Below are 22,731 nucleotides of genomic sequence, written 5' to 3'. Positions count from 1 at the left end.
TAAACCAAATTCGGTTTACTATCATCTGGTTTTTTTATTTCAAGGAGGTGAGGAACAATGTCAGCTTAGAAGTCGAAAGGTGTTTTCGTCTGAGACAAATAAAGAAGCTTTCTCCGGAGCACTTCATGTGATAAATCCGGATAAGCTTCTCTTTAGTAAGGAGCTTTAGTATGATAATCAGCCATCATTATGCAGATTTACTATACGATTTTTGAAGATGGAAGGCCTGAAGTTCAAGAAGAAGCAGATCCAGCTCATGTCTTAAGGAGTGCAGCTCTGTATAATAGTTTTTTTTGGAGGGCTGCAAGTTCATATTTCGAGAGCTTACTGAAATTCATATAATCCTCAAAGCAACTGTTGGAACTATCCACTACGATTGGTTTCATGCCTAACCACTCCTCTATATAGTTAATTAGTCCTATTAAAAAAATAGTAAATGTGTAAGCATTTTCAAGTCAATCTAATATTTTTAAATTTTCAGAAAATTCACAAGCAAAAAAACTTTCTTCATTGAGATTAAATTTCCCAAAGAAGAAAGCTTTATTGGTGATTGAGATTATAAGCTTAGCTTTTCAAACCTTGATTTAATATCTTCTACAAGCAGCTTTGCTGCAATGATGCCTCCGGATGTGTTCCAAATAGGTTCATTTACGTTGAAGGTACGCTGTTTTTTGACAACGTTCAGATTTTTACCAATAGGGCTATTCAGCCATTCTTCAGCTGTCTTGGTAGCACCGGTTTCACCTTCACGGTCTGAAGTGAAATAGAAGAACACGTCGCCATCCAGTACGGCCATTTGCTCTGTTGTTATATCGGCGGAGAAGTCGTTCTTGTCTTGAGCTTCCGGACGGGCAAAGCCCAACTGTTCAAGAATGACACCGGCAAAATTATTTTTGTAATATACGCGAACTTTTCCAGGTTGAAAACGGGCTAAGGAAATACGCATTTTCGTTTTATCACCAAGAGCTGTTTTAGTTTGTTGAATGGATTGGTTAAAGCTGTCCAGACTAGCTTTTCCTTCAGCTTCTTTATTCAATGCTTGAGCATATAGCTTGAAATTCTCCACCATGCTATCCCCGAGATTTTCCGTAAACACGGTTGGAGCTATACTGGAAAGCTGAGGATAAACCTTCTCTTGACGCACTTTAGTACCTAGAATTAAATCTGGCTTCAAGCTGGCGATAAGCTCCAGATTAGGCTGCGTCTCATCCCCGACAACTTGAACTCCGCTCATTTTGTCTTTAATATGATCGAACCAAGGATCACCGATCCACGATTTAACTGCTCCGACTGGCTTAATGCCCAGCTCTAGTAAGGACTCTGTTCCTTGATTGGTCAACACGACAATACGTTGAGGCGTTCCAGTAATGGTTGTTTCTCCCATAGCATGCTTGACGGTACGTTTAGCATTTGTTGAAGCTTCATTTTTCTTTTCTTCGGGCGCTTTGGTTGCTGTTGGATTCGCTGGAGCACCGCATGCCGAAACCAGCAATGACAATACAAGAAATAAACTTAAAGCAACCCATTTTTTTGAACGTAACAATTGAAAATCCCCTTTCGATATTCATGGTGTATAATGATAATCATTATCAATTAAAAGTGCGTAGACGGATCCCTCTTTTTATTAAGAAACATCAGTTTACGAAAACACAAGTTACAAGTGTAACATGTGGTATAGTTGTTACATTAATATAATTCTTGAGTTCATGCAATGCTTGTTGCAGCATTTTTCACGAAAATGGACAGATGAGAGGAAGTGTAACACTTTGACTGAACAGCCAGGCAAACTAGCTTTGCGTTCGCAAGAATGGATTCAAACCGCATTATTTCAACTTATGGAGAAGAAAGCATATTCCTCCATCTCGATAACCGAAATCACAGACAGGGCGGGGCTTGCAAGGCAAACCTTTTATCGTAATTTTGAAGACAAGGATGATATATTACTTAACTACTTGGAACGCTTACTGAAAGGCATGCAGGATAATATTGGTAAACCGTCTGCTTTTAACGAGGAGATGCTCGTTGTACTATTCCGTCATTGGAAGTCTAACGTGCCCTCTTCATTAATCCATAATATTGAGCTTAAAGATCGTAAGATCAGACAACTTATATATAAAAGCATTTGCGATTTCTTCGACGAGCTGTCAGACAGTGAGATACATGATGGTGCCGGAATTACGGAGGATACGTACCGATTCTATGCTCATAAATCGCTGTCCTCCATCGTTCATTTAATGCTGATTGAGTGGACGTTAAATCATTATCATTTGACGCCGGAGGAAATCGGAAGGATGGTTAGTGATCTGACCGTATCGATTCGTGCTCATTTATAAGTAATTCATTATTGTACCTAGGGTTAAGTAGATAACAGTAGTAGCAGACTTCCCTATCTATATGGACTTGTTATTCCCTGTATCACCGTTTACAGCCAGAATAAACTACGGTAAGCTAGTGGTACGGGGAGGCGGAGATCGAATTGAATTTATTACCTGCTTTGCTGCGTTATTTTGCAAGATATAAACTTCTGTGCGGTATATTTTTGTTCAGTATTTTCTTTGAAGTGGCTTATGCGGTGGCAGCTCCCTTAAGTCTCAAATATTTGGTGGACGAGGCGTTCACCCCCAAAAATTTTCAAGTATTTCTTATTATATTGAGCATATTGATAGGCGGAGGCTTAATTAACATTGCTGCTAGCTTTTGTGGGGATTATTCGCTTGGCAAGCTGAGCGGAGAAGTTATCCGACGACTGAGACTTGATCTGTTCAGCCATATGCAGAAGCAATCTCTTCCATTTTATCAGCGGTATAGAGTGGGAGATCTAGTCACGCGCTTTGCTTCAGATATGGGAGCTGTTGAAAGAGTCATTCGGGCATCCATGCCGTTATTGATAAGGGAGACCCTAAGTATTGTTCTCGGGCTCGTTATGCTTTTCTCAATTGAATGGAAGCTGACGCTTGCTGTTCTGGCAGGCTCCATATTATTGTTCGTAGGCCCCCGATTGTTGCAAAGCCGGTCAGAAACTGCGAATGTAGAGTATAAGGAAGCGCAGGAGCGGTTTTCAAATTCTATTGATGAAATGGTCAAAGGACATAAAACCATTAAGGGCTTGCATCTGCAGAAGCGCTTCATGGAGATAGCACGAAAGCAGATCCAGGGTCTTTTTACGTTAGGATTAAAACTGCATGTCACCAATTCGATCATGGAGCGTATGCCTCTAACGACTTTACTTATTTTGAACGGAGTCATGATCGGGTTCGGGGGTTACTTAATATTCCACGATGAGATGACAGTCGGCGGCTTCATGGCTTTCTTTACTTTGTTTATGAGCGTCGGACAAGCAGGCTCCAATATGGCATTCCTTATACCGAATCTTATCGATTCGAGTATTAGTCTCCAACGGGTCGGTGAAATTTTCATCCAGCAGCCGGACATGTCTGAAGCAGACAAACCGGTTGAGCTTCCTTCGAAGCTGCCTTCGGTTCGGATGGAGCACGTTACCTTTGGTTATAACAATAAAGCTACTCAGCTACGCGATATTAATCTGCATATTGAAGCAGGGACTTACGTTGCTTTCGTTGGGGCTAGCGGCTCAGGGAAAAGCACAGCCCTGCAATTGCTGTCACGTTTCTATGATCCTAAACAGGGGACTGTTGCTATTAGCGACCAAAATTTACAAACGGTGAGCGAGGCTTCTTTAAGAAAGCTCTCGGCGCTGGTTTCTCAGGATACTTTTTTATTTCATACATCGATTCGCGATAATTTATTGCTCGATAGCACTAATACTTCAGATAATGAAATGATAGAAGCAGCGAAGCTGGCTAAAATACATGACGTAATTTCCGGTTGGCCGGAAGGTTATGATACTTGGGTTCATCATGAAGGGGGATCTTTGTCCGGTGGTGAGCGGCAGCGAATCGCTATCGCAAGGGCACTGCTTCGCAAACCGAAGCTGCTGCTGCTAGATGAAGTGACATCAGCTCTGGATCCTGCTACGGAGGCAGATATTAATCAGCTGATCCAACAGCTTCGTGGGGAGAAGACGATTATTTCAGTAACCCATCGGTTAGCTTCTGTCGTAAGTGCCGACAACATCTATGTATTCAAAGAAGGATGTATCGTAGAGTCTGGTACGCATCAGGAGCTGCTGCAATTAAACGGAGTTTACGCTGATCTGTGGGACAAACAGCATGGTTTCCACCTGTCCCAGGATGGTCTTCATGCGACGGTGGATGTTGACCGTTTGGCTAGACTTCCATTTTTTGAAGGAATTGAACCGAGTCTTTTGCAAAATATTGCTTCATTGTTCTTAACAGAGACCTGTTCAGAGGGAGAAACGATTATTAGTCAAGGTGAGGAGGGCAATAAATGCTATATTATTGTCCGAGGCTCAGTAGAGATTTTAAAGCATTTTGAAGACGAAGGCGAGAAGCGGGTCGCTGTACTGCAGGATGGTGACCATTTTGGAGAAATAGCTTTACTTACCAATAGTCCTCGTAACGCTACGGTCAGATCCATAGGACCAACGGTGCTGTTATCCGTAAGACGGGAAGAATTCAATCAATTAACCGCTGCTTACCCGCAAATTATTACAGCTCTGGAGCGTACGCTGGCGAAGAGAATATGATGGGGGTGCAGAGTAAATAATTAGAAAGCGTGGCTAATTTCCGAGATGGGAAGTAGCCATGCTTTTTTTCTGGGGTTCATTATACATGCTTATTGCGGTCGTAAGCTTCTCTCGTTTTTTCGACAAGCAGTTTTTTAGAGACTTTGTGAGCTATCTTTTCCATTTTCCAGCATTTACAAAGAAACAAGAAAATGATTATGAAAGAGATAATTTGAGTATAACATTGTCCAAAGAATGTCTAGATACCAAGTAACCAATGCAAGAAACCTATTTATCTGTGCACGAAATGTCGGATAGACGCTTAGAGCTTCTGCTATTCTAAATATGCGGGAGGGAGATAGGTCATGAATTTGCTGGAGAACATGAATAAAGCATTAAGCTATATTGAAGACAATCTTGATCAAGAGATTGATTTTAAAGAGGTAGCCAGGCTGGCTTATTGCTCGGAGTATCATTTTAAAAGAATGTTTTCATTCCTTGCAGGTGTATCGTTGTCAGAATATATTCGTTACAGGCGACTTACACTTGCAGCGTTTGAGCTTGCAAACAGTCAGTTAAGGATTATTGATGTTGCGATGAAGTATGGATACGAATCGCCTGATTCTTTTGCAAAAGCCTTTCAAGGGTTGCATGGAATTACACCGTCCGAAGCCAGGAATCAGGGCCGAACATTAAAAGCCTTCCCGCAGATGACTTTTCAACTAACCATCAAAGGAGGGAATGCAATGAACTACCGTATCGAAGAAAAAGAGGCTTTTCACATCATTGGTATTAAGAAAAGAGTTCCGATTATTTTCCATGGAGTGAATCCGGAAATCGCTTCTATGTGGCAAAGCTTAAATGAAGAGGCGATTGTTAATCTTAAGAAGTTTTCTAATGTCACTCCAATGGGGCTGCTTAGCGCATCTACGAACTTTTCGGAAGGTCGGATGGAGGAGAAGGGAGAGCTCGATCATTATATCGGCGTTGCCACAACAAAGGAATGTCCGGCTCATTGGGCTCAATTGGAAGTAGCTGCATCGACATGGGCTGTATTCGAAGCGGTCGGTCCGTTTCCTGAAACATTACAAAACTTATGGGGGCGTATCTACTCCGAGTGGTTCCCTTCCTCCAACTATGAGCTAAAAGAGGGTCCGGAGATTTTATGGAACGAGAACAAGGAGATTACATCCCCAACTTTTAAAAGTGAAATCTGGATTCCAGTTGTCCGAAAATGAAAGCAAGACCTAAAAGAAAAAAGTTGATAGAGTTCTGTTGATATGGAGACGCCGTAATGGCGTCTCTTTTTTATCGTGTACTACAATAACCAGTCTGGATAAATCAAAAGGATATGGAATGCTCCTTAGAAGAACTCCATATCCTTATTTATTTTAGTAGTTACATGCCCATGCTGCCATTGTCATAATTGAATTGCCAGTCGATTCCGAATTTATCTTTGAGACTGCCGTAGCATTTACTCCAAAAGGTTTCTTGAAGTTCCATACCTACTGTGCCACCTTCTTTCAGCTTATGAAAAAAGGATTTAATTTTCTCGATGTCCTTATTGACAATAGAGAGACTGATATTGGTTCCGGCAACAAAGGGCATTCCAGGAAAAACATCAGAAAACATTACATTGCTTCCATCGATGTCAAGCCGTGCATGCATGATTAAATGTTTTGCATCTTCCTGAAGCGGGAATTCTGGGTTGGGCGGCGCTTGACCGAAGGTCATCATTCGCGGTTTCTCCGTACCAAAGACCTCTGCGTAAAACTCGACGGCTTCTCGACAGTTTCCATTAAAATTCAGATAAACATCAACGGACATTGGCTTCACTCCTAAATGGTTAATGATTGAGACATGCCTAATTCAATATATCGTATTATGTACCTGTAAGTAAACAAATACACTTTGATTTTGATTCATTTTAACAATATTTCAATATAATGGTGGTGAGCATCAGATCTCGAATCGGGAATGAATTTATAATATCTGATATAATGTCAGTAATTCTTAATTATTAACAAGGAGTGGGGAACTGATTCGATGGCTGAAATGATCCGAAGCTTCCGGTCAAAAATGATCCTATTATTTGGTCTAAGTATGTTTTTTGCCGGGACAATTACTTATATTTTTTATAAAATTCTCCAATTTTATTACCATACGACAAAATATGAAGACCCATTGACTAAAGTCCGTTACTTCATGAGAGAAGTGGGGGATATTAACTGCTTTTTGCTTATTTTTATTCCCCTATCGATTTTGTTCTTCTTTCTCCTTACCAAACGGTATGCCGTCTATTTTCATGAAATATCCAAGGGAATTAATCAGCTTGCCAATGGCGACTTTAACAGCCGTATCCATATTCCAACCAAAGACGAGTTCGGGGATATTGCAAGAGATATCAACCTGGCGAGTGCAAAATTACAGCAGGCTGTGGAAAGAGGAGATTTTGCTGAAACAAGCAAGGAACAATTAATCTTGAATTTGGCTCATGATTTACGGACGCCACTGACTTCTGTATTAGGTTATTTGGATTTCATTCTCCAGGACAATCAGTTGACCACGGAACAGGTGAAACACTACACGAGCATAGCATATACCAAGTCCCAACGGTTGGAAAAACTGATCGACGAGCTTTTCGAAATCACTAGAATGAACTACGGCCAGCTAACTATCGAACGTAATTCATTGGATCTTAGTGAGCTTCTCAGCCAATTGAATGAGGAGTTATACCCGGTTTTTGAGAAAAACAATTTAACTACTCGAGTGGAAGTAGCTCCTAGTTTGAATATTTTGGGTGACGGGGATCTGTTGGCACGTGTGTTTGAGAATCTTCTGACGAATGCCATTCGGTATGGCAAAGATGGCATGTTTATAGATATTAATGGCTATCTGGATGGGAAAGACGTGGTAGTTCAAGTTATTAATTTTGGGGACCCCATTCCACAGGAAGAGCTGCCGCATATCTTTGATATGTTTTTCACCGGTGACAAGGCAAGAACCCACCAAGAGGGAAGCACGGGACTAGGCTTGTTCATAGCGAAAAATATTGTGGTTAAGCATCAAGGTACCATTTCGGCCCAAAGTAGCTTGATACGCACGCTATTTGAAGTCCGTTTGCCTAATGAAAGCCATAGCCCAACCACAGGCCTCGGTTAACGATTATGTAAATTTAAGGGAAATTTTAGATTTACCCCACTTCTTTTTTTATCAGTCTGTCCTATTCTACAAGCATGTAGAGCAGGAGGAAGCTGAGAATGAAGAAGTGGGGTCTTTGGCATGGGCGTGGGTCTATAAAGGAGAACAAATTAAAAAAATGGTTGCGCAAGGACGCAGCAGCGGCATGGATTTTTCTTGCACCGAGCGGGATCGGATTTGCGATGTTCTACTTGATTCCTTTTGCCATGGGGGTGATTTTCTCTTTAGTGGAGGACAGCCACAGGGTTACCTTGGATCATTACCATGAGGTGCTTGCGAGCAGTTCCTTCCGGAAGGCGGCGTCCAATACATTTTATTTTAGCGTGGTTAGTGTTCCGCTTATGCTTGTGCTGTCGCTCGGTTTGGCCATGCTGTTGAACAAACAAATATATATTCGAAAATGGCTGCGAACGGCCTATGTGATGCCGCTTGTCGTACCCGTAGCCTCGATTATTCTAATCTGGCAGATACTGTTCGATTGGAACGGCTCCTTGAACTTATGGCTGAGTTATTTTGGCTACAGTCGTGTGGATTGGATGAAAACCGATGCAGCGAGAAACGTGGTCATTGTCATTTATATATGGAAGAACGTAGGCTATAATGTCATTTTATTTTTGGCGGGGCTGCAGCAAATTCCGAAGGACTATTACGAAACAGCACAAATCGAAGGAGCTGGACCCATAAGGCAGTTTGCCAGTATTACCCTTGTTTATCTAACGTCCACCATGTTCTTTGTAATCATCATGTCGATCATTAACTCGTTTAAAGTATTTAGGGAAACGTATTTGATCGCAGGCGATTATCCTCAAGACAGTATCTACATGCTACAGCATTATATGAACAACATGTTCATGTCGTTAGACATTCAGAAGCTGACAGCGGCGGCAACCTTGATGGTCGGCTGCATTCTTATTATTGTCATGGGCTTGTTTGTGCTCGAACGACGATTTCGTCGGTTCATGGAATAAGGGGGAAAGAGAGATTGTCCTTTGTGAAAATATTACATAAAAGCACGCTAACGATCATCATGAGCAGTATTGCTGTATTGCTGCTATTTCCGATTGTGATTACATTCACAAATTCTCTCATGACAGAACAAGAAATTGGACTCAATTATGGGCCGATAGGGCAGCTCTACGAAGCGACTTCAGGGAAAATGACTCCTTATGTGAATTTGAAGTTGCTTCCCGATCAAGTGACCTTGGAGCAGTATGGCAAGTTGTTGGTGAATAGCCCCAAGTATCTCATGATGTTCTGGAATTCGGTGTTTATGGTTGTACCGATCGTCGCAGGACAAACTTTTGTTGCTTCATTGGCTGCGTATGCGCTATCCAAGCTGAATTTTCGTGGCCGTGACACGCTGTTCCTTATCTATCTCTTGACGATGCTCATGCCGTTCCAAGTGACACTCGTGCCGAATTACATTATGGCAGATAAGCTTGGGCTGCTTCACAGCACGCAAGCGATCATACTGCCGGGTATTTTTGCAGCATTCGGTGTTTTTATGCTTCGACAATTCATGCTTAATATTCCATACGCTTATATAGAAGCGGGGAAGATGGATGGTGCTGGTCATTTGCGGATTTTCTACACGATCATTATTCCTATGGTCAAACCAGGACTTTCCGCGCTCATAATCCTCTTGTTTGTAGATTATTGGAACATGGTGGAGCAGCCGCTTATTTTTCTGGACGATCCGTTCAAGCAGCCGTTGTCGGTATATTTATCTAGAGTTAATGGTGGGGAACTGGGGATTGCTTTTGCTGCATCCATGCTCTACATGGCTCCGATGGTACTGTTGTTTCTCTATGCGGAAGCGTATTTTATTGAAGGTATTCAGCTGACCGGCATTAAGGGATAGTTGTTGTAGATAGGAGGAGAGTATGGAGGTAGAACAAGCGTCGGTGGATCGCAGGCGCAAACGAAACATTCAAATCGTGTTCATGGCTTTTATAGGTTTGCTGGTGTTCTTTACATTGTTCAGCAACACGCTGCAATCGGCAACCTTACCGAAAGTAAGAACGGAAAAGTCGGCAAAGGGAAGCTTGGTACAGAAGCTCGAAGGAAGCGGAACTCTGCGACCGTTAGCTGAAGTAAAACTATCGAACCCAGCGGGCTGGAGAGTACAAAAGCTTCTCGTGAAGGAAGGAGATCGCGTAAAGAAGGGGCAACAGCTCATTATCTACGACAGCAAATCAGCCGAACGAGAATTGCAGGACCAAATCACCCAGCTGGAAAAGCTGCAAATCGAGCTGCAAAACAGCCAGGATCAGTTCATTCAAACAACCACAGAAGGAGATGCGTTCAAGAACCGGAGTGTGATACGTGATATCGAAACTCGTAAACTCGATCTGGGAATGCAAGAACGTAAAATCGATGAAATGAAGGAACGACTGGTAAGCAAAAAGGAAGCAATCGCTCCTTTCGATGGAATTATCACGAAAACGAATGCCGTGGAAGGGCTAGTCTCTTCGGGAGAACCGGATATTGGTATCTCGAACAGCAATCAGGGATATCGATTTGAGTTTACTGCCGATACCAAGCTGTTGTTGAGTCTTGGGCTAGCGCTAGGGCAGAAGCTCGAAGTCGAGGTTCATACGGTTCAGGACCAAGGGGTACGTACTATCGAAGGATTAATTGAGGAAATGGCGACGACAGAGCCGCGAACCGAGAGTTCGTCTAGCGGAGATTCATTGAGAGTAACAACGATCCCTCAACAGCTTCTTCGCATCAAGGTGACGGACGCCGAGCTAAAGGGAGGTGAGCAGGCATTGATAAAATTAGAGAAACGTTCAAGTCAGGAGGGATTGAACATTTCCAATACAGCCATTCATCAGGATCGCGAAGGCAAGTTTGTATTTAAAATCGAAGAGCAGATGGGAGCACTGGGCAATACCTTTGTTGCGCGTAAAGTTCGAATTTATGCCAGTGAAACAAATGACCATGAAACGCTGGTAAATTCAGGTAATCTTTATGAGGGCGACCTAATTATTGTAGAAAGCAGTGAGCCTCTACAGGATGGCAATCGTGTGCGTCTTCAGTAGAACAACTCGCATTCTTTAATAATGAAATTGGAGGAATCAAATAGAGATGATAAAACGGATAGGGATTATTGGGATAGGCATTGTGATGACGGTAACGACCGCATGCAGTTCTGGTGGAAGCGTAGAAACGGCAAATAAGGAGAAACCGAAAACTAAAGAGGGGAAAACGATTATTACTTTATCGATGAAAGAACCTAGCCCGTTCTATCAGGTGGTAGAGAAGAAATTCGAGGAGAAGTATCCAGACATCGACCTGCAAATTCAAACGTATAAAAAAATGGGAGAAAAATGGGGAGGGGGAGATTTTGAGAATTACAAAAAAACGACAAATACCGCCCTACTCTCAGGAAAAGGAGCAGATATTCTTGAAGTCAGCGACCTGCCCGTCGGCGAATATGTGAGCAAACAGCTGCTCGTCAATATGAATGATTTCATGGACAAAGATCAAACGTTGAACAAGAATGATTTACATATGAACATATTGAAAGCTATTCAGTTAAATGGCGGTTGGTATACGATGCCATCAGCGTTCTCCTTGAGAGCTTTCGTAGGCGATGGAGACATTCTGAAAAAAGCTGGTGTGAATGTCGACGATAAGAATTGGACCTGGCCGGAGTTTGCTGAGATTTCCAAGAAACTCATGAAAGAGACAGAGAAGAACAGTAAGGAGCGCCGATACGCCTTAGCTAATGATCCGCCGGAATTACTCCTTCAAGAGATGGTTGTGGATAGTTACGCGGAGCTCGTTGACCGGGCAGCTCTAAAGGCCAAGTTCGACTCTCCCTTATTTGGGGAGATGATGCAGCAAATAAAAAAAATGTACGACGATAAAGTTATGACATCGGAATCAGCGGATTTCGGGAAACAATTGTTCTATTCTACCGTTATAACCTCCCCAGCTGATTTTATTGAGGGACCCTACTCCTTATTCGCCAATCCGAAGCTAATGCAAAAGCCACATGCCAAGGGACAAAACGGAGGAATGAGGATCATTCCTTCATCTCAGTTTGCGATACAAGCCAAGTCGCCTGTTAAAGAAGAAGCATGGAAGTTTATTGCCTTCATGTTATCCGCTGACGTTCAATCCCTCCAGGATAGAGGAGGCTTCTCGCTGCTACGATCTGTAAATGAGAAGGTGCTGAGCGAAATTCAAGCCCAAGTAAAGAGCGGAACATTCAAGCTGGATAGCGGGAAAGGAGCCAAGGTGCCTGACGAACAATTTACACAGTTCAAACAGCTCATACAGACAGCAGATCGATTTGCCGGGCTGGATAGTAAAGTGATTTCCATTGTGGGCGATGAGTCGAGAGCCTTCTTCAGCGGTCAAAAGTCTGCAGAAGAAGTAGCGAAGTTGATCCAGAACCGGGCGACGACTTATTTGAATGAGTAGGGGAATGATGGCTTAAAAAAAATAATAAAAATCAAGCATGGCTTTTTCATAATAAGTGTGTTATAGTATGATTAATCAAATAATTGAGACCTTGATTCACATGTTGTAAGAGGTGTACATTTGTTAGATGGAACCTTTTTCAATTTCGTGAATTTTTGTTTTTTTTATGAGTATAATATTTTATTGGAGGCTTTTTAAATGGAAACAGGAACAGTAAAATGGTTTAACGCAGAAAAAGGTTTTGGCTTCATCGAAGTAGAAGGTGGCAACGATGTATTCGTACACTTTAGCGCAATCGTTGGCGATGGCTTCAAATCGTTGGACGAAGGTCAACGGGTTGAATTTAACATAGTAAAAGGCAACCGCGGTCCACAAGCCGAGAATGTTGTAAAACTGTAAGACCAGCAAAACTTTAAGAAAAGTAAAAAGCAGCTGCCCTTAATTCGCTTGAGTTGAGGGCAGTTGTTTTTTTATAAAGGAGGGGCTATCCATGTATTACCGCAAAAAAACGATGGAAGATTTCCCGCAGGAGCAAACAAAGATATGGTCATGCTCCAAAGAAGACTGCAAGGGCTGGATGCGGGATAATTTCGCATTTGCTTATACACCCACTTGCCGGATTTGCCACTCAACAATGGTAAGCAGTGTTAAGCTGTTGCCCATAGTAGAAAATTCAAACGGTGATTTGAAATTACTTAAAGACGGTGTGCAGATTTAGCGTTCGCTAAGGATCAGCTGGCTTATTAGGATTTTATTATAAAATAAGTTGTCATAAAAAAATGAACGATAAGAGGTGATGCTTTTGTTAATACAAAATCAATTGCTCTTGGAGCAAGTGGATTTTGATAACGCTATGTATTGGAAAGTTCCGGTTTCGGTTTGGCGCGGAAATCAGGTTATCGATTTTGGTGGCTTTATAAAACAGCATGATGATGACGCTGTTTGTATTGCAAGTGATTATTTTTCCAAGAAAGAATTTCGATTCAAGGTAAGATAAGTCTTTGCAGCAAATATAACGCGGCTAGGTGGTGCAGTAGATGGTCGTCTATAAATTCAGTGATATTCCAAAGGAACTGCTTGTTGACCAGTCATACACATTACGACAAATTAGGCTATTTTTACTTGCGAACAAAGATTGCACCTTTCTTCATAAGGATATTAATTATCTGGATGGAGAATCCCGACAAAGAGTAACTGTCATTTCAAAAGATGAATATTACATTCATCAACACTCAGATCGGTCCTATCTGTATCCAAATGAAAAGAAAGTAATCTACTTCTTAAGTGACTCAGAGAATTCTGACTAGGACGAGAAGACGCCATGAAGTCTCGAAGCCACTTACGCAAGTGGCTTTCTTATTTGATAACTAGGAGCATTGGGCTTCCTTTTTCGGGGAGACGCTTCAGAAACTTGATTGTTTGATCTAACTGTGGTAAGATACATATATAAATATTGAAAATGAATTCACATGTTGAAAAGAGTCTCATTTTTCGATGGAACTTTTTTCAATGTGTGAATTTTTATTTGTGTGAAAATGATCATGTTAAATATCAATTGGAGGTAATACATTTGCAAACAGGTACAGTAAAATGGTTCAACAGTGAAAAAGGATTTGGCTTTATTGAAGTAGAAGGCGGAAGCGATGTATTTGTACATTTCAGCGCAATTGAAGGCGAAGGTTACAAATCGTTGGATGAAGGTCAACGCGTTCAGTTCAATGTGACACAGGGCAACCGTGGACCACAAGCTGAGAACGTGACTAAAATTTACTAATCCAAATCAAAGTTGCTCCTAAATGTAAAGGAGCAGCTTTTTTTCTGAAAATATAATCTAGATGTGTGAACGGATTCAAACAATCACAGATTTTCAAAGAAATGGGGAAAATATAAAGTGAGAGTGGATTTGAAATTTACAACAAGAGGGCAAATCGCAATTGATAATTTTGATAATAGTGAATTGATCGAAATTTTCACAAGATATATCAACACTTTAACCAAGCATTATGCGGTTGATGTTTCAGTACCGGTTGATATGAATCAAAACATTAGAACAGAGGGTATTGTAAAAGTATTTTTGGAAAATGTGAATTGTGATGTGAACACCTTTTTTAAAGAATTAGGACGAGATATTAAAGTTCCTTTAAAGAAAAGACTTAATGAAGCTGGGAAATTAGACAATGTGTTTAAAATAGACGTTATTAAATAATAACCGAATAAATAGCTAAATATTTATCGGACCACTTGTAGAGAGTGGTTTTTTCGTCTATCTCAAGTCGTAAACCTGAGTACGGTATTGGCTTGAAATGAAAACCAGGGATCTTAGTATGAGAAAAAGCCCATAGGTATTAATGGGCTATTCTGGTCCTATACGTAGTCGTGTCCACCATTAGAAATGTTGCATCTCCGCAACCGTTTAATTCCCTGGAATACTCCTCTTAAAGCTCCATATTTTTCGATAGCCTGAATCATATACATTGAGCAGCTAGGCTCAAAGCGACATTTATTTCGAAGCTCGATTGGAGCAAAATGTTGATAAACCTTAATTCCCCATATGAGAATAGCTTTGGCCCGTATTAGAGTGTACAAAAAAATTTCTGTTAACGATACTGTACAAGCAATCCATAATGCATACTCTGAAATGATAGGAACCAATATATAAAAGACGATGATGGAGATCAAGATACCAAACAATAGAGGATATAGAACATGGTACAAAGCCTGTCGCCAATTGATTTCAGGTATAACGTGAGTTCGCTTGTAAAATATACTTCGTGGATCGTCTTCACCATAACCTGCATGTAAGATTTTTAAGAAATCTTCCTCTGATGGAAAATTCTCGAAAACAGTTTCCTTAGTCTTTGAATCTTTCATCTTTTGCACTTGTAGCTAAATGTCCTTGTAAAAAATCAGCATATAATAGTAAATTGTAACGGGCTGCTGAAAACAACCGGGCTTTTCGGTAATGGCTATGGACTCCATAGAATGATAGATCCACCCGGATTGGGCTTGTTGATTAATAATACTAGAAAATAAATTCACTGCTGCCTGAGTATCCCCTTTATTAACATGAATGTTCTTGGGACCCGGAATGGCTGTATATTGCCTCATATGTATCATCCTTTTCATTTTATATTGAGTCTTTTGTACCATTATTTTACTATATGAGTAAGAAATAGTCGACTATAATCGACTGATTTTGATAAAATGAATCGGTTGAAGGAGCTCCACTGCCGATGAACGAGGATAAATAAAACGACCCCAAACTTTTAAAAAAAGTTCAGAGTCGTTGTTTGTTAGATTACTTTGAATCATATGTGCTCTCTATTTGATAGAGGCTTCATATATATCCTGAATGGATTTAGACAGCAAAGTGTTGAATTCTTCGTCTGTTTGCTCAGCAGTTAGTCCTTGCGATAAGGCACGAGAGAAACTGGCGATCAATCCATGATTATGTGCGAGCTTTTCGTTTGCTTCCGCTTGAGTGTAGCCGCCTGACAGAGCCACAATCCGTACCACGTGCGGATCCTCCATTAAATCTCTGTAAAAATTATTTTCCGTCGGTATGGAGAGTTTAAGCATAACCTTCACGTCTTTGCCAAGGGTGGATAAATGCGCAAAAATTTCATCCTTTAATAGCTTTTCTGCTGTTTCTTTATCCCCACTGTAGATATCCACTTCCGGTTCGATAATCGGAACCAATCCCATCTCGACAATTTGTTTACCGATAGCGAACTGTTGTTCAACGACTTTTTTGATTCCAGCAGGATTGGCTTCCTTAATCAGCGAGCGCATTTTTGTCCCGAAGATGTTTCTTTGGTTCGCACGCTTCAGAAGGTCGATTAAGCCGGGGATGGGCTTCATGACCTGAACTCCATCTTCAAGATCGGCAAGCCCTTTGTCCACTTTCAGAAAAGGTACAATGCCTTTCTTCTCCCAAAGATAATCGGCAGTAAACTGCCCGTCAATCAAACGATCCATCGTGTTCTCAAATAAAATCGCACCTAAAATGTGCTGGGAATCAAACGCGAAACTCTTTATAATACGTGTTCTCATCTCGTGAACCAAAGCATACATCTCTTCTTCATTGGAATAGCTGCTTTCTTTAATGCCATATTGCAGCAGAGCTTTAGGAGTACTTCCCCCGCTTTGATCTAAGGCGGCTATAAAGCCCTTTCCAGTACGGATTCGATCCAATTGCTGTGTATTCATAAATGTTTCTCCTTCCCTTTGGTGAACTTATTGGAATCTTGAATCCTTTTATTATAGCACTTTTTATTGCAAGCATACATTACCCATTAATACGAGTTGCTACTTTATGAGACAAGCTCCATCCACCCTGTAAAAATTGCGCCCCCCGTCTGAACGCTATTCCGAACTGTGAGATCACCATGGTGTGCTTTTAGAATACGTTGCGCAATCGTAAGTCCAAGCCCGGTACCGCCGTATTCCGGATTCCTCGAGTCATCGCCCCGGTAGAACGCTTCAAAAATATGAGGCAAATCATGCTCGGAAATTCCTGGACCCGAATCTTCAATTGAGAAGAGGACTCGTGTTGACTCCACATGCATGTGGATGGTAATGACGCTGTTCCTCTTTGTATAACGAAGGGCATTATCGATCAAATTGCCGATCGCTCGCCTTAGCATATGAGCATCACCATAAAGATTACATTCCTCTGTAGAGGCATCGTACACCAAATCTATTTCTCTTTCCTTGGCTGTTGGCAAATATTCGGTAACCATATCTGTGAAAAGAGCTCCTATATTCAGCGACTCTAGTCGCAAACTTTGATTCAATGAAGTCAGTTGGCTGTAAGAAAAAAGATCCGATACTAGACGCTCTAACTGTTCGGCCTTTTTGCTGCAAATTGCTGCATATCTTGAAGCCTTCTCCGGATGGCTTACCAGTCCACGTTCCAATCTCGTTAAGAACCCTCGCAAAGTAAATAATGGTGTCCTTAAGTCATGTGCAATCGAGCTAATGAAGAAGCGTCTTTCTTCTTCTAGTTCAGACTGACGAATTAGAGATTCCCGAAGCCCATTGCCCATTGCATGGAAAGCTGAACGTACATCCGCTACTTCCAACACGGTAGATTTAGGAAGGTGAAAATCCAGATCACCACTTGCGATTCGTCTAGCCGCGGCGCTCATTGCTTCCAAAGGCTTCACGACAACCCTTCCCATCTGCCATCCGATAAATAGAATAGCGCATAATCCAGCTACAATCGCCAATGCTGTCGCCAATTCGCTTGTATGTTTAGGAACATAGAATAGGGCTTTCCCACTCAAATGGCCATTTTCCATGAAGATTAATTCTCGATACATGGTTGCTTCTGATCCAGAAGGGAAGGATTGATAGATTTCATTGCTTGAAGAATCGAGTAAAATGATTCCAAAATTCGAGGTGGTGCTCCTTTTTTCCAGTGCTTCCTGCCAGCTCGGATTACGCCAATGAGTAATGTCTGCTTCGCTAACCTCCTGTACCAATGTGTCCAAGGCCGTCTGCTGCTGTTGAAGCTTGGTGTTCTCCAATACATAACGATCGAAGAGACCTGGAATTTCATAAAACAACCGCGGAAGGATAAGGATAATGAGCATGCCGATCAACATCCATTGACGTATCCGGAGCGCTTTCATTTACGCACCCCTTCGAATCGATAACCCACGCCCCAAACATTAGTAATAAACATTGGTTTTCTAGGGTCTTCTTCAATTTTCTCACGAATTCTACCAATATGAACGGTCACGGAATGCTTATCACCGATCCCCTCCCAGAAGCGCTGCAGTAACTGTTCATACGTGAATACTTGACGCGGGTACTCTGCGAATAAGCAAAGGATCTCGAACTCTTTGGGGGTCATTGGAATCGGAAGCCCGTCAATTCTTGCTTCATGTGCTTTTATATCTAGGACAAGTCGGCCGAAGTCAAGCTCAAGCATGAGCCCTTTTTCATGTTTATCGTAGCGGCGGAGCACGGCTTTAATACGAGCCACAACTTCCTCGGGCGTTGCTGATTTCACGATATAATCGTCACCGCCAATGCTGAGCCCTCGTATTTTGTCCACATCTTCACCTCTTGCGCTAAGGAAAAGGATAGGTGTGTCTTGCGTTTTCCTAATTTGCCTGCAAAGCTCCAATCCGCTCTGGCCAGGCATCATAACATCCATTAGGATGCAATCGATGGAAATACGGTCCATTACAGCTATCGCTTGGGCGGCGTTATACGCTTCGATGACTTCAAACTTTTCATCCTCGAGAAAATCCTTCATTAACTCCACGATTTCTTTATCATCATCAACGATCAATACCGTGCGTTTGATATTCATGTCGTTTCCTCCAACTACCAAAAGTAAAAAATGAGTTGGCATTATTGTAGCATATCATTCATCGATCAAGGTCCGATTGACTAGATTGTAACTGTTCGTTGATTGTTTTGTGACTTTTTCAGTGCGTGTTTTGTGATACTCGAAGGTTATTGTAGGAAATGTTGAATACACGAAATCACTATGAGGGGAGGAATTAAACATTGCAAGTAGGCGGCCTCATTTTTAAAATATTGGCTTGGATATTTTTGGCTTGTATTGTGATGCAAGTCTTCATTGCTGGGATGGCAACCTTTTCGGAAGCTGCAAATTGGTCAGTGCACAAATCGTTTGTGAAGATGTTCGCTTTAGTTCCACTAATTATGTTCCTGCTAACTTTTGTTAGTGATGTTAAGGGGCTCAAACGCTGGATCAGTCTTGGATTATTTGCGCTAATCGTGTTTCAATTTCTGACGATTCAAGTTTTCTCATCAACGGGTGTGATCGCTGCGCTTCACCCAGTAATCGCATTGCTGCTGTTTTGGGGCTCAGTCAGAATGGTAAAAAAAGCATCTTAGTGCATTCCAGAAACTAATTTACAGGGAGGGATAACGATGAACTTGCATTTAGACGGACAATTGGTACTCGTAACGGGAGGAAGTGGAGGCATCGGAAGCGCGATCGCTCAACGGCTTGCATCCAGCGGAGCGATCGTCGCCATCCATTACTTCAGGAATAGGGGAGGAGCAGACGAGACAGTTCGTGTTATTCGTGAGTCAGGGGGAAACGCTGCAGCCTTTCATGCTGATCTTACAGAGCTTGATCAGATTAACTCCTTAGTGATTCAGGTTCAAACCGCATTCGGCGCTTCTATAGACATTCTGGTTAATAATGCAGGCCAGATGAGCCATCGGGTTCCATTAATTGAACTGACGGAGGATTACTACAACGAGATGTTAGATGTCAACTTCAAATCTTGCGTGTTCTTATCCAAAGCCGTACTTCCTGCAATGATGGAAAAGGGAGGAGGCAATATCGTGAATATTGCTTCGCTCGCAGCGCATAACGGCGGAGGTCCTGGCGTCGCGATGTATGCAGCAGCTAAAGGAGCGATGCTCACTTTTACGAAAAACATTGCAAAGGAATACGCCAGCAAAGGGATTCGAGTAAACGCCATTTCTCCCGGTGTGATTGCCAACACTTCGAACGATCGGTTCAAAACGGAGGAAATCCGCAAGAACATTATTGCCGGCATCCCATTAAGGAGGGAGGGACTTCCAGAAGATGTGGCCAATGGGGTACTGTTTCTGGCTTCTAGTCTTTCCTCTTTCGTGACAGGAGAAACGATCGAAATCAACGGTGGCATGTTCATGCGATAAACCGTTCGTTCAGTATGAATGAAGAGAATCGTGTAAAAAAGGAGAATCGTAACGGATGAAACCTCCATTAAACCCACAATGGGCCAAACTTATTCAAATGCAGCATCCCGAAAAGCTGCTGAGCTTTGCGCGTCATCTCGACGACAAATTATTAGCAGCCATTTACGGTATGGATTTGGAAATGTATCTGAACGTCAAAGGGCAGATAGTTCGTCAAGTGAAAGAAGCAGCAGAGCAGCTGCTGGAGTACCCTGATTTTGCAGATCAGATTGACCGGCTGCCGTTCAAAGCGGGCGAAACGGTTATTGCAGTAGGCGAAAGCACGACAGATGATCTGCACTCGTGGTTTGAAATTCTCAGGCACTTGCTTGAACTGCAGAGACCACAGGACAAGATACGCCTAATCAATGAAGGGATATCTGGCAACACCTCATCCCAAATACTAGGTCGGTTGAGCGGTATTGTGGCCAAACAACCGAATTGGATCCTTTGCATGATCGGGAGTAACGATGCGCTGCGTATTGGTCCCGAGTCAACCAAAACGCTACTCAGCTTAGAAGAAATCGATAAAAACTTAAACGAGATTCGGCGGGTAGCCGCCGCGCGCACCAAAGCTCAATGGGTGTGGATTACACCTCCAACTTTCGATGAAGAGCGAATTGCCGCAAATCCATACTTTCAGATGGGGCAATTAAGTTGGCGCAACGAAGACATCATCTCTATTGGCGAAATGATTCGCAATATGCCTGACCCCGTCGTAGATACGCAAGCCGGATTTGGGCAACCAGCGTTGGCGAAATTCATAGGGGTGGATGGACTCCATCCAACAATTGACGGACATAAAGCCATAGTACGATGGCTTGTTGAAAGTCTTACTGGGGGTACCGAGAGATGAAAATTCTTGTATTCGGAGCTACGGGCGGCACCGGTCGTGAAGTAATTAAACAAGCAATCCAGTTGGGTATGAAGTTACCGTAATCGCTCGTAAGCCCGAGGCAGTTGATATTCGGAATGAACGATTGGAGATCGTCAGAGGGAATGTCCTTGACCTGTCATCGTTCAGCCAATGGTTAGCAGGCAAAGATGCGGTCTTATCTGCTCTCGGTGTCAGTGCGAGGCATTTCGCGTGCTGACTTGGCCGACTACATGATAAAGTCGGTCTCGGATTCATCGTCATGTGTTGAAATATCCGATAAATTGGGAAAGATGATGTACCACATATGAATTAGAACGATTAGAAGGGGGAGCAAAATGTTGAACAGGATCGGATGGGCAATTGCATCGCAGGTTGCAGGGGAAAGATGATGGCTGACAACAAAATCCGGGTCGTGTGGAAAATTATTGTTGTGCTTACGCTAGGTGCCGCCGGATTTGCGATAGCCCCATATGTCTTATTTGATCCCGGGCAAAGTCGAGTATCGCTTAACGCTTCGTTTAGTCTTCATTATCCGCTGCTGCTTGTCCATATTTTTGCATCGTTTTTAGCTCTAATTATGGGGTGGTTGCAATTTCTTCCTGGTCTGCGGACCAATCGACCGCAAGTCCACCGTAGAATCGGTCGATTCTATCTGGGATTCGTAGCCATGGGCAGTGTAACAGGATTGGTTGTAGGGATGTATACGTCAAGCTATATCCGGCAAATGGCATTTTTGACCTTGGTAGCGTTATGGCTATTTACAGGATGGAAGGGATATCGAGCAGCCAGGAAAAAAAGCTTTGAGGCTCACGGCGTGTGGATGATCCGCAACTATGCCATTACCCTTGTCGCCGCAAGTGCGCGGATTGTGACTCCGTTATGTCTACTGATCTATCTCTTATTACACCGGGGCATACCGTTCCAAGGTGTCGAGCCTATTCTGAACCAGGTCCTCGAAGTCAATATATGGATTGGTTTGGTCGCTAATATTATAATTGCCGAATGGATGATAGTAAATTGTTTCAATAAACGGTAGAAAATTTAAATATTTGTAAGAGCTGTGACCCGAATGGACACTTAATAAAAGTGATCATTTTACGGGTCATTTGTGTTCTGATCATAGAAAATAAAAGGAAGGGTTAACGCATACCTAGGATATACATTGTTCAAAGATAAGAATATTAACCATCTCGAAGTAAACCCTAATGAAGGATAAACCGTGATGGGACCATTAAATTCTCCATTTTCTAAACCTAATAGAAGATATTGGACATTTAACCGGATTGACAGATGAAGAAATGATGGGTATGATAATTTCATATTTAGTAAATTAGTAATTTAGTAAATCACTAAATAAGTAAGTCAGTAATTCAAAACATAAATATCAAATGGAGAGAGTGGAAAAAAATGAAAATACCAACGACTTTAAAACATAAGCCTGTTGTCGTATCTGAAAATTATGAGCAGGTTGATGGCCGATACGCAGGGAACACAGATGCAAAAGGACTATCCCTGGGTCTGGCACAGTGGAATGATAGAGGGAAAGTAGATATCTCGGCCAAAGTGTGGAGATACACAGGGGAGAAATGGTCAAGACAGTCCGAAGAGCTGCCTATGCATCGTGTTCTTGATCTTGCTATTTTGATTTGCAGAAGCAATTTATATTTTCAGGATGCCTATCGCTTCCCGAAAATGTATGACCCAGATAACACGATGATTGACCGTATTGGGCTGCAAGGGGATGCTATGAGTGTGTCCGTCTGCGCAGAAAATCCCATGATTGATAACGATATTAAGCTGTTCGCTCAAGCACTTAATGATGATGGCGAAATGATTGGCGAACGTCTTCGTGTATTATCCAGGCTATTAAAAGAAATGGGGTACTAAGAGAGTTCGT

General features: G+C 42.2%; 25 protein-coding genes and 1 pseudogene. 19 read left to right on the top strand and 7 right to left on the bottom strand.

The window, feature by feature from the left end:
* Positions 1–556 precede the first annotated feature (556 nt).
* Complete coding sequence (locus QMA13_RS20170) at positions 557–1,543, bottom strand: ABC transporter substrate-binding protein (protein WP_282935544.1); 987 nt, start codon at positions 1,541–1,543, stop codon at positions 557–559.
* A 223-nt stretch (positions 1,544–1,766) separates the two neighbouring features.
* On the opposite strand from QMA13_RS20170, the gene QMA13_RS20165 reads away from it, so the two are divergent.
* The 3 genes from QMA13_RS20165 (at position 1,767) to QMA13_RS20155 (ending at position 5,841) form a co-directional block, all read left to right on the top strand.
* Complete coding sequence (locus QMA13_RS20165) at positions 1,767–2,333, top strand: TetR/AcrR family transcriptional regulator (protein WP_282935543.1); 567 nt, start codon at positions 1,767–1,769, stop codon at positions 2,331–2,333.
* Between the two features lie 143 nt (positions 2,334–2,476).
* Complete coding sequence (locus QMA13_RS20160) at positions 2,477–4,624, top strand: ABC transporter transmembrane domain-containing protein (RefSeq protein WP_282935542.1); 2,148 nt, start codon at positions 2,477–2,479, stop codon at positions 4,622–4,624.
* 344 nt (positions 4,625–4,968) lie between these two features.
* Complete coding sequence (locus QMA13_RS20155; RefSeq protein ID WP_282935541.1) at positions 4,969–5,841, top strand: AraC family transcriptional regulator; 873 nt, start codon at positions 4,969–4,971, stop codon at positions 5,839–5,841.
* A gap of 160 nt (positions 5,842–6,001) precedes the next feature.
* Here QMA13_RS20155 and QMA13_RS20150 read toward each other — a convergent pair whose 3' ends face one another.
* The gene (locus QMA13_RS20150; protein WP_282935540.1) at positions 6,002–6,430 is read right to left on the bottom strand and encodes a VOC family protein; all 429 of its coding nucleotides are present in this window, start codon (positions 6,428–6,430) and stop codon (positions 6,002–6,004) included.
* A gap of 219 nt (positions 6,431–6,649) precedes the next feature.
* Here QMA13_RS20150 and QMA13_RS20145 point away from each other — a divergent pair, with 219 nt between their 5' ends.
* From QMA13_RS20145 to QMA13_RS20100, 10 genes are all read left to right on the top strand, one after another.
* Positions 6,650–7,765 (top strand): sensor histidine kinase, encoded by a 1,116-nt coding sequence (locus QMA13_RS20145; protein ID WP_282935539.1) that lies wholly within the window; start codon positions 6,650–6,652, stop codon positions 7,763–7,765.
* Positions 7,766–7,863: 98 nt separating this feature from the next.
* Positions 7,864–8,772, top strand: a complete 909-nt coding sequence (locus QMA13_RS20140) for a carbohydrate ABC transporter permease (protein WP_282935538.1) — start codon at positions 7,864–7,866, stop codon at positions 8,770–8,772.
* Positions 8,773–8,831: 59 nt separating this feature from the next.
* The gene (locus tag QMA13_RS20135) at positions 8,832–9,665 is read left to right on the top strand and encodes a carbohydrate ABC transporter permease (RefSeq protein WP_481858234.1); all 834 of its coding nucleotides are present in this window, start codon (positions 8,832–8,834) and stop codon (positions 9,663–9,665) included.
* 22 nt (positions 9,666–9,687) lie between these two features.
* The gene (locus QMA13_RS20130) at positions 9,688–10,848 is read left to right on the top strand and encodes an efflux RND transporter periplasmic adaptor subunit (protein ID WP_282935536.1); all 1,161 of its coding nucleotides are present in this window, start codon (positions 9,688–9,690) and stop codon (positions 10,846–10,848) included.
* Positions 10,849–10,894: 46 nt separating this feature from the next.
* Positions 10,895–12,238 carry an ABC transporter substrate-binding protein gene (locus QMA13_RS20125; protein WP_282935535.1) on the top strand — a complete coding sequence of 448 codons (1,344 nt, stop codon included), beginning with the start codon at positions 10,895–10,897 and terminating at the stop codon, positions 12,236–12,238.
* 198 nt (positions 12,239–12,436) lie between these two features.
* Positions 12,437–12,637, top strand: coding sequence for a cold-shock protein (locus tag QMA13_RS20120; protein ID WP_028548564.1), 201 nt, complete (start codon positions 12,437–12,439; stop codon positions 12,635–12,637).
* 91 nt (positions 12,638–12,728) lie between these two features.
* Positions 12,729–12,956 carry a cold-shock protein gene (locus QMA13_RS20115; RefSeq protein WP_282935534.1) on the top strand — a complete coding sequence of 76 codons (228 nt, stop codon included), beginning with the start codon at positions 12,729–12,731 and terminating at the stop codon, positions 12,954–12,956.
* Positions 12,957–13,040: 84 nt separating this feature from the next.
* Positions 13,041–13,235, top strand: a complete 195-nt coding sequence (locus QMA13_RS20110; RefSeq protein ID WP_282935533.1) for a hypothetical protein — start codon at positions 13,041–13,043, stop codon at positions 13,233–13,235.
* A gap of 573 nt (positions 13,236–13,808) precedes the next feature.
* A complete protein-coding gene (locus tag QMA13_RS20105; protein WP_028548560.1) occupies positions 13,809–14,012 on the top strand; it encodes a cold-shock protein in 204 nt (67 codons plus the stop codon).
* Positions 14,013–14,129: 117 nt separating this feature from the next.
* Positions 14,130–14,444 carry a hypothetical protein gene (locus tag QMA13_RS20100; RefSeq protein WP_282935532.1) on the top strand — a complete coding sequence of 105 codons (315 nt, stop codon included), beginning with the start codon at positions 14,130–14,132 and terminating at the stop codon, positions 14,442–14,444.
* 158 nt (positions 14,445–14,602) lie between these two features.
* Here the strand turns inward: QMA13_RS20100 and yidD are convergent, their stop codons facing one another.
* The 5 genes from yidD to QMA13_RS20075 form a co-directional block, all read right to left on the bottom strand.
* Positions 14,603–15,109, bottom strand: a complete 507-nt coding sequence (gene yidD / locus QMA13_RS20095) for a membrane protein insertion efficiency factor YidD (RefSeq protein WP_282935531.1) — start codon at positions 15,107–15,109, stop codon at positions 14,603–14,605.
* Between the two features lie 15 nt (positions 15,110–15,124).
* Complete coding sequence (locus QMA13_RS20090) at positions 15,125–15,346, bottom strand: hypothetical protein (protein ID WP_282935530.1); 222 nt, start codon at positions 15,344–15,346, stop codon at positions 15,125–15,127.
* Between the two features lie 213 nt (positions 15,347–15,559).
* Positions 15,560–16,447, bottom strand: coding sequence for a fructose bisphosphate aldolase (locus QMA13_RS20085; protein WP_282935529.1), 888 nt, complete (start codon positions 16,445–16,447; stop codon positions 15,560–15,562).
* Positions 16,448–16,551: 104 nt separating this feature from the next.
* Positions 16,552–17,874, bottom strand: coding sequence for a sensor histidine kinase (locus QMA13_RS20080; RefSeq protein WP_282935528.1), 1,323 nt, complete (start codon positions 17,872–17,874; stop codon positions 16,552–16,554).
* Positions 17,871–18,563, bottom strand: coding sequence for a response regulator transcription factor (locus QMA13_RS20075; RefSeq protein WP_282935527.1), 693 nt, complete (start codon positions 18,561–18,563; stop codon positions 17,871–17,873). The genes QMA13_RS20080 and QMA13_RS20075 overlap by 4 nt, the downstream gene beginning before the upstream one ends.
* Positions 18,564–18,763: 200 nt before the next feature.
* Between QMA13_RS20075 and QMA13_RS20070 the strand changes: the two genes are divergently transcribed.
* The 6 genes and pseudogenes from QMA13_RS20070 to QMA13_RS20050 all read left to right on the top strand — a co-directional run bounded on the left by QMA13_RS20070 (position 18,764) and on the right by QMA13_RS20050 (position 22,721).
* On the top strand, positions 18,764–19,117 hold the full coding sequence (locus tag QMA13_RS20070; protein WP_282935526.1) for a DUF6220 domain-containing protein: 354 nt from the start codon (positions 18,764–18,766) through the stop codon (positions 19,115–19,117).
* Between the two features lie 36 nt (positions 19,118–19,153).
* Positions 19,154–19,918: an SDR family NAD(P)-dependent oxidoreductase gene (locus QMA13_RS20065; protein WP_282935525.1), complete on the top strand. Its 765-nt coding sequence runs from the start codon at positions 19,154–19,156 to the stop codon at positions 19,916–19,918.
* 55 nt (positions 19,919–19,973) lie between these two features.
* Complete coding sequence (locus QMA13_RS20060; protein WP_282935524.1) at positions 19,974–20,813, top strand: SGNH/GDSL hydrolase family protein; 840 nt, start codon at positions 19,974–19,976, stop codon at positions 20,811–20,813.
* A 76-nt stretch (positions 20,814–20,889) separates the two neighbouring features.
* Positions 20,890–21,051, top strand: a pseudogene (locus tag QMA13_RS36665) (NAD(P)H-binding protein); the annotation flags it as partial.
* A gap of 168 nt (positions 21,052–21,219) precedes the next feature.
* A complete protein-coding gene (locus QMA13_RS20055; RefSeq protein ID WP_282935523.1) occupies positions 21,220–21,870 on the top strand; it encodes a DUF2306 domain-containing protein in 651 nt (216 codons plus the stop codon).
* A 371-nt stretch (positions 21,871–22,241) separates the two neighbouring features.
* The gene (locus QMA13_RS20050) at positions 22,242–22,721 is read left to right on the top strand and encodes a DUF6530 family protein (RefSeq protein ID WP_282935522.1); all 480 of its coding nucleotides are present in this window, start codon (positions 22,242–22,244) and stop codon (positions 22,719–22,721) included.
* Positions 22,722–22,731 lie beyond the last annotated feature (10 nt).

The sequence above is a fragment of the Paenibacillus sp. RC67 genome (assembly GCF_030020805.1).
Classification (GTDB): domain Bacteria; phylum Bacillota; class Bacilli; order Paenibacillales; family NBRC-103111; genus Paenibacillus_S.
Note: the sequence above shows the minus strand (reverse complement) of the source record. Positions and strands in the feature narration are given on the sequence as shown.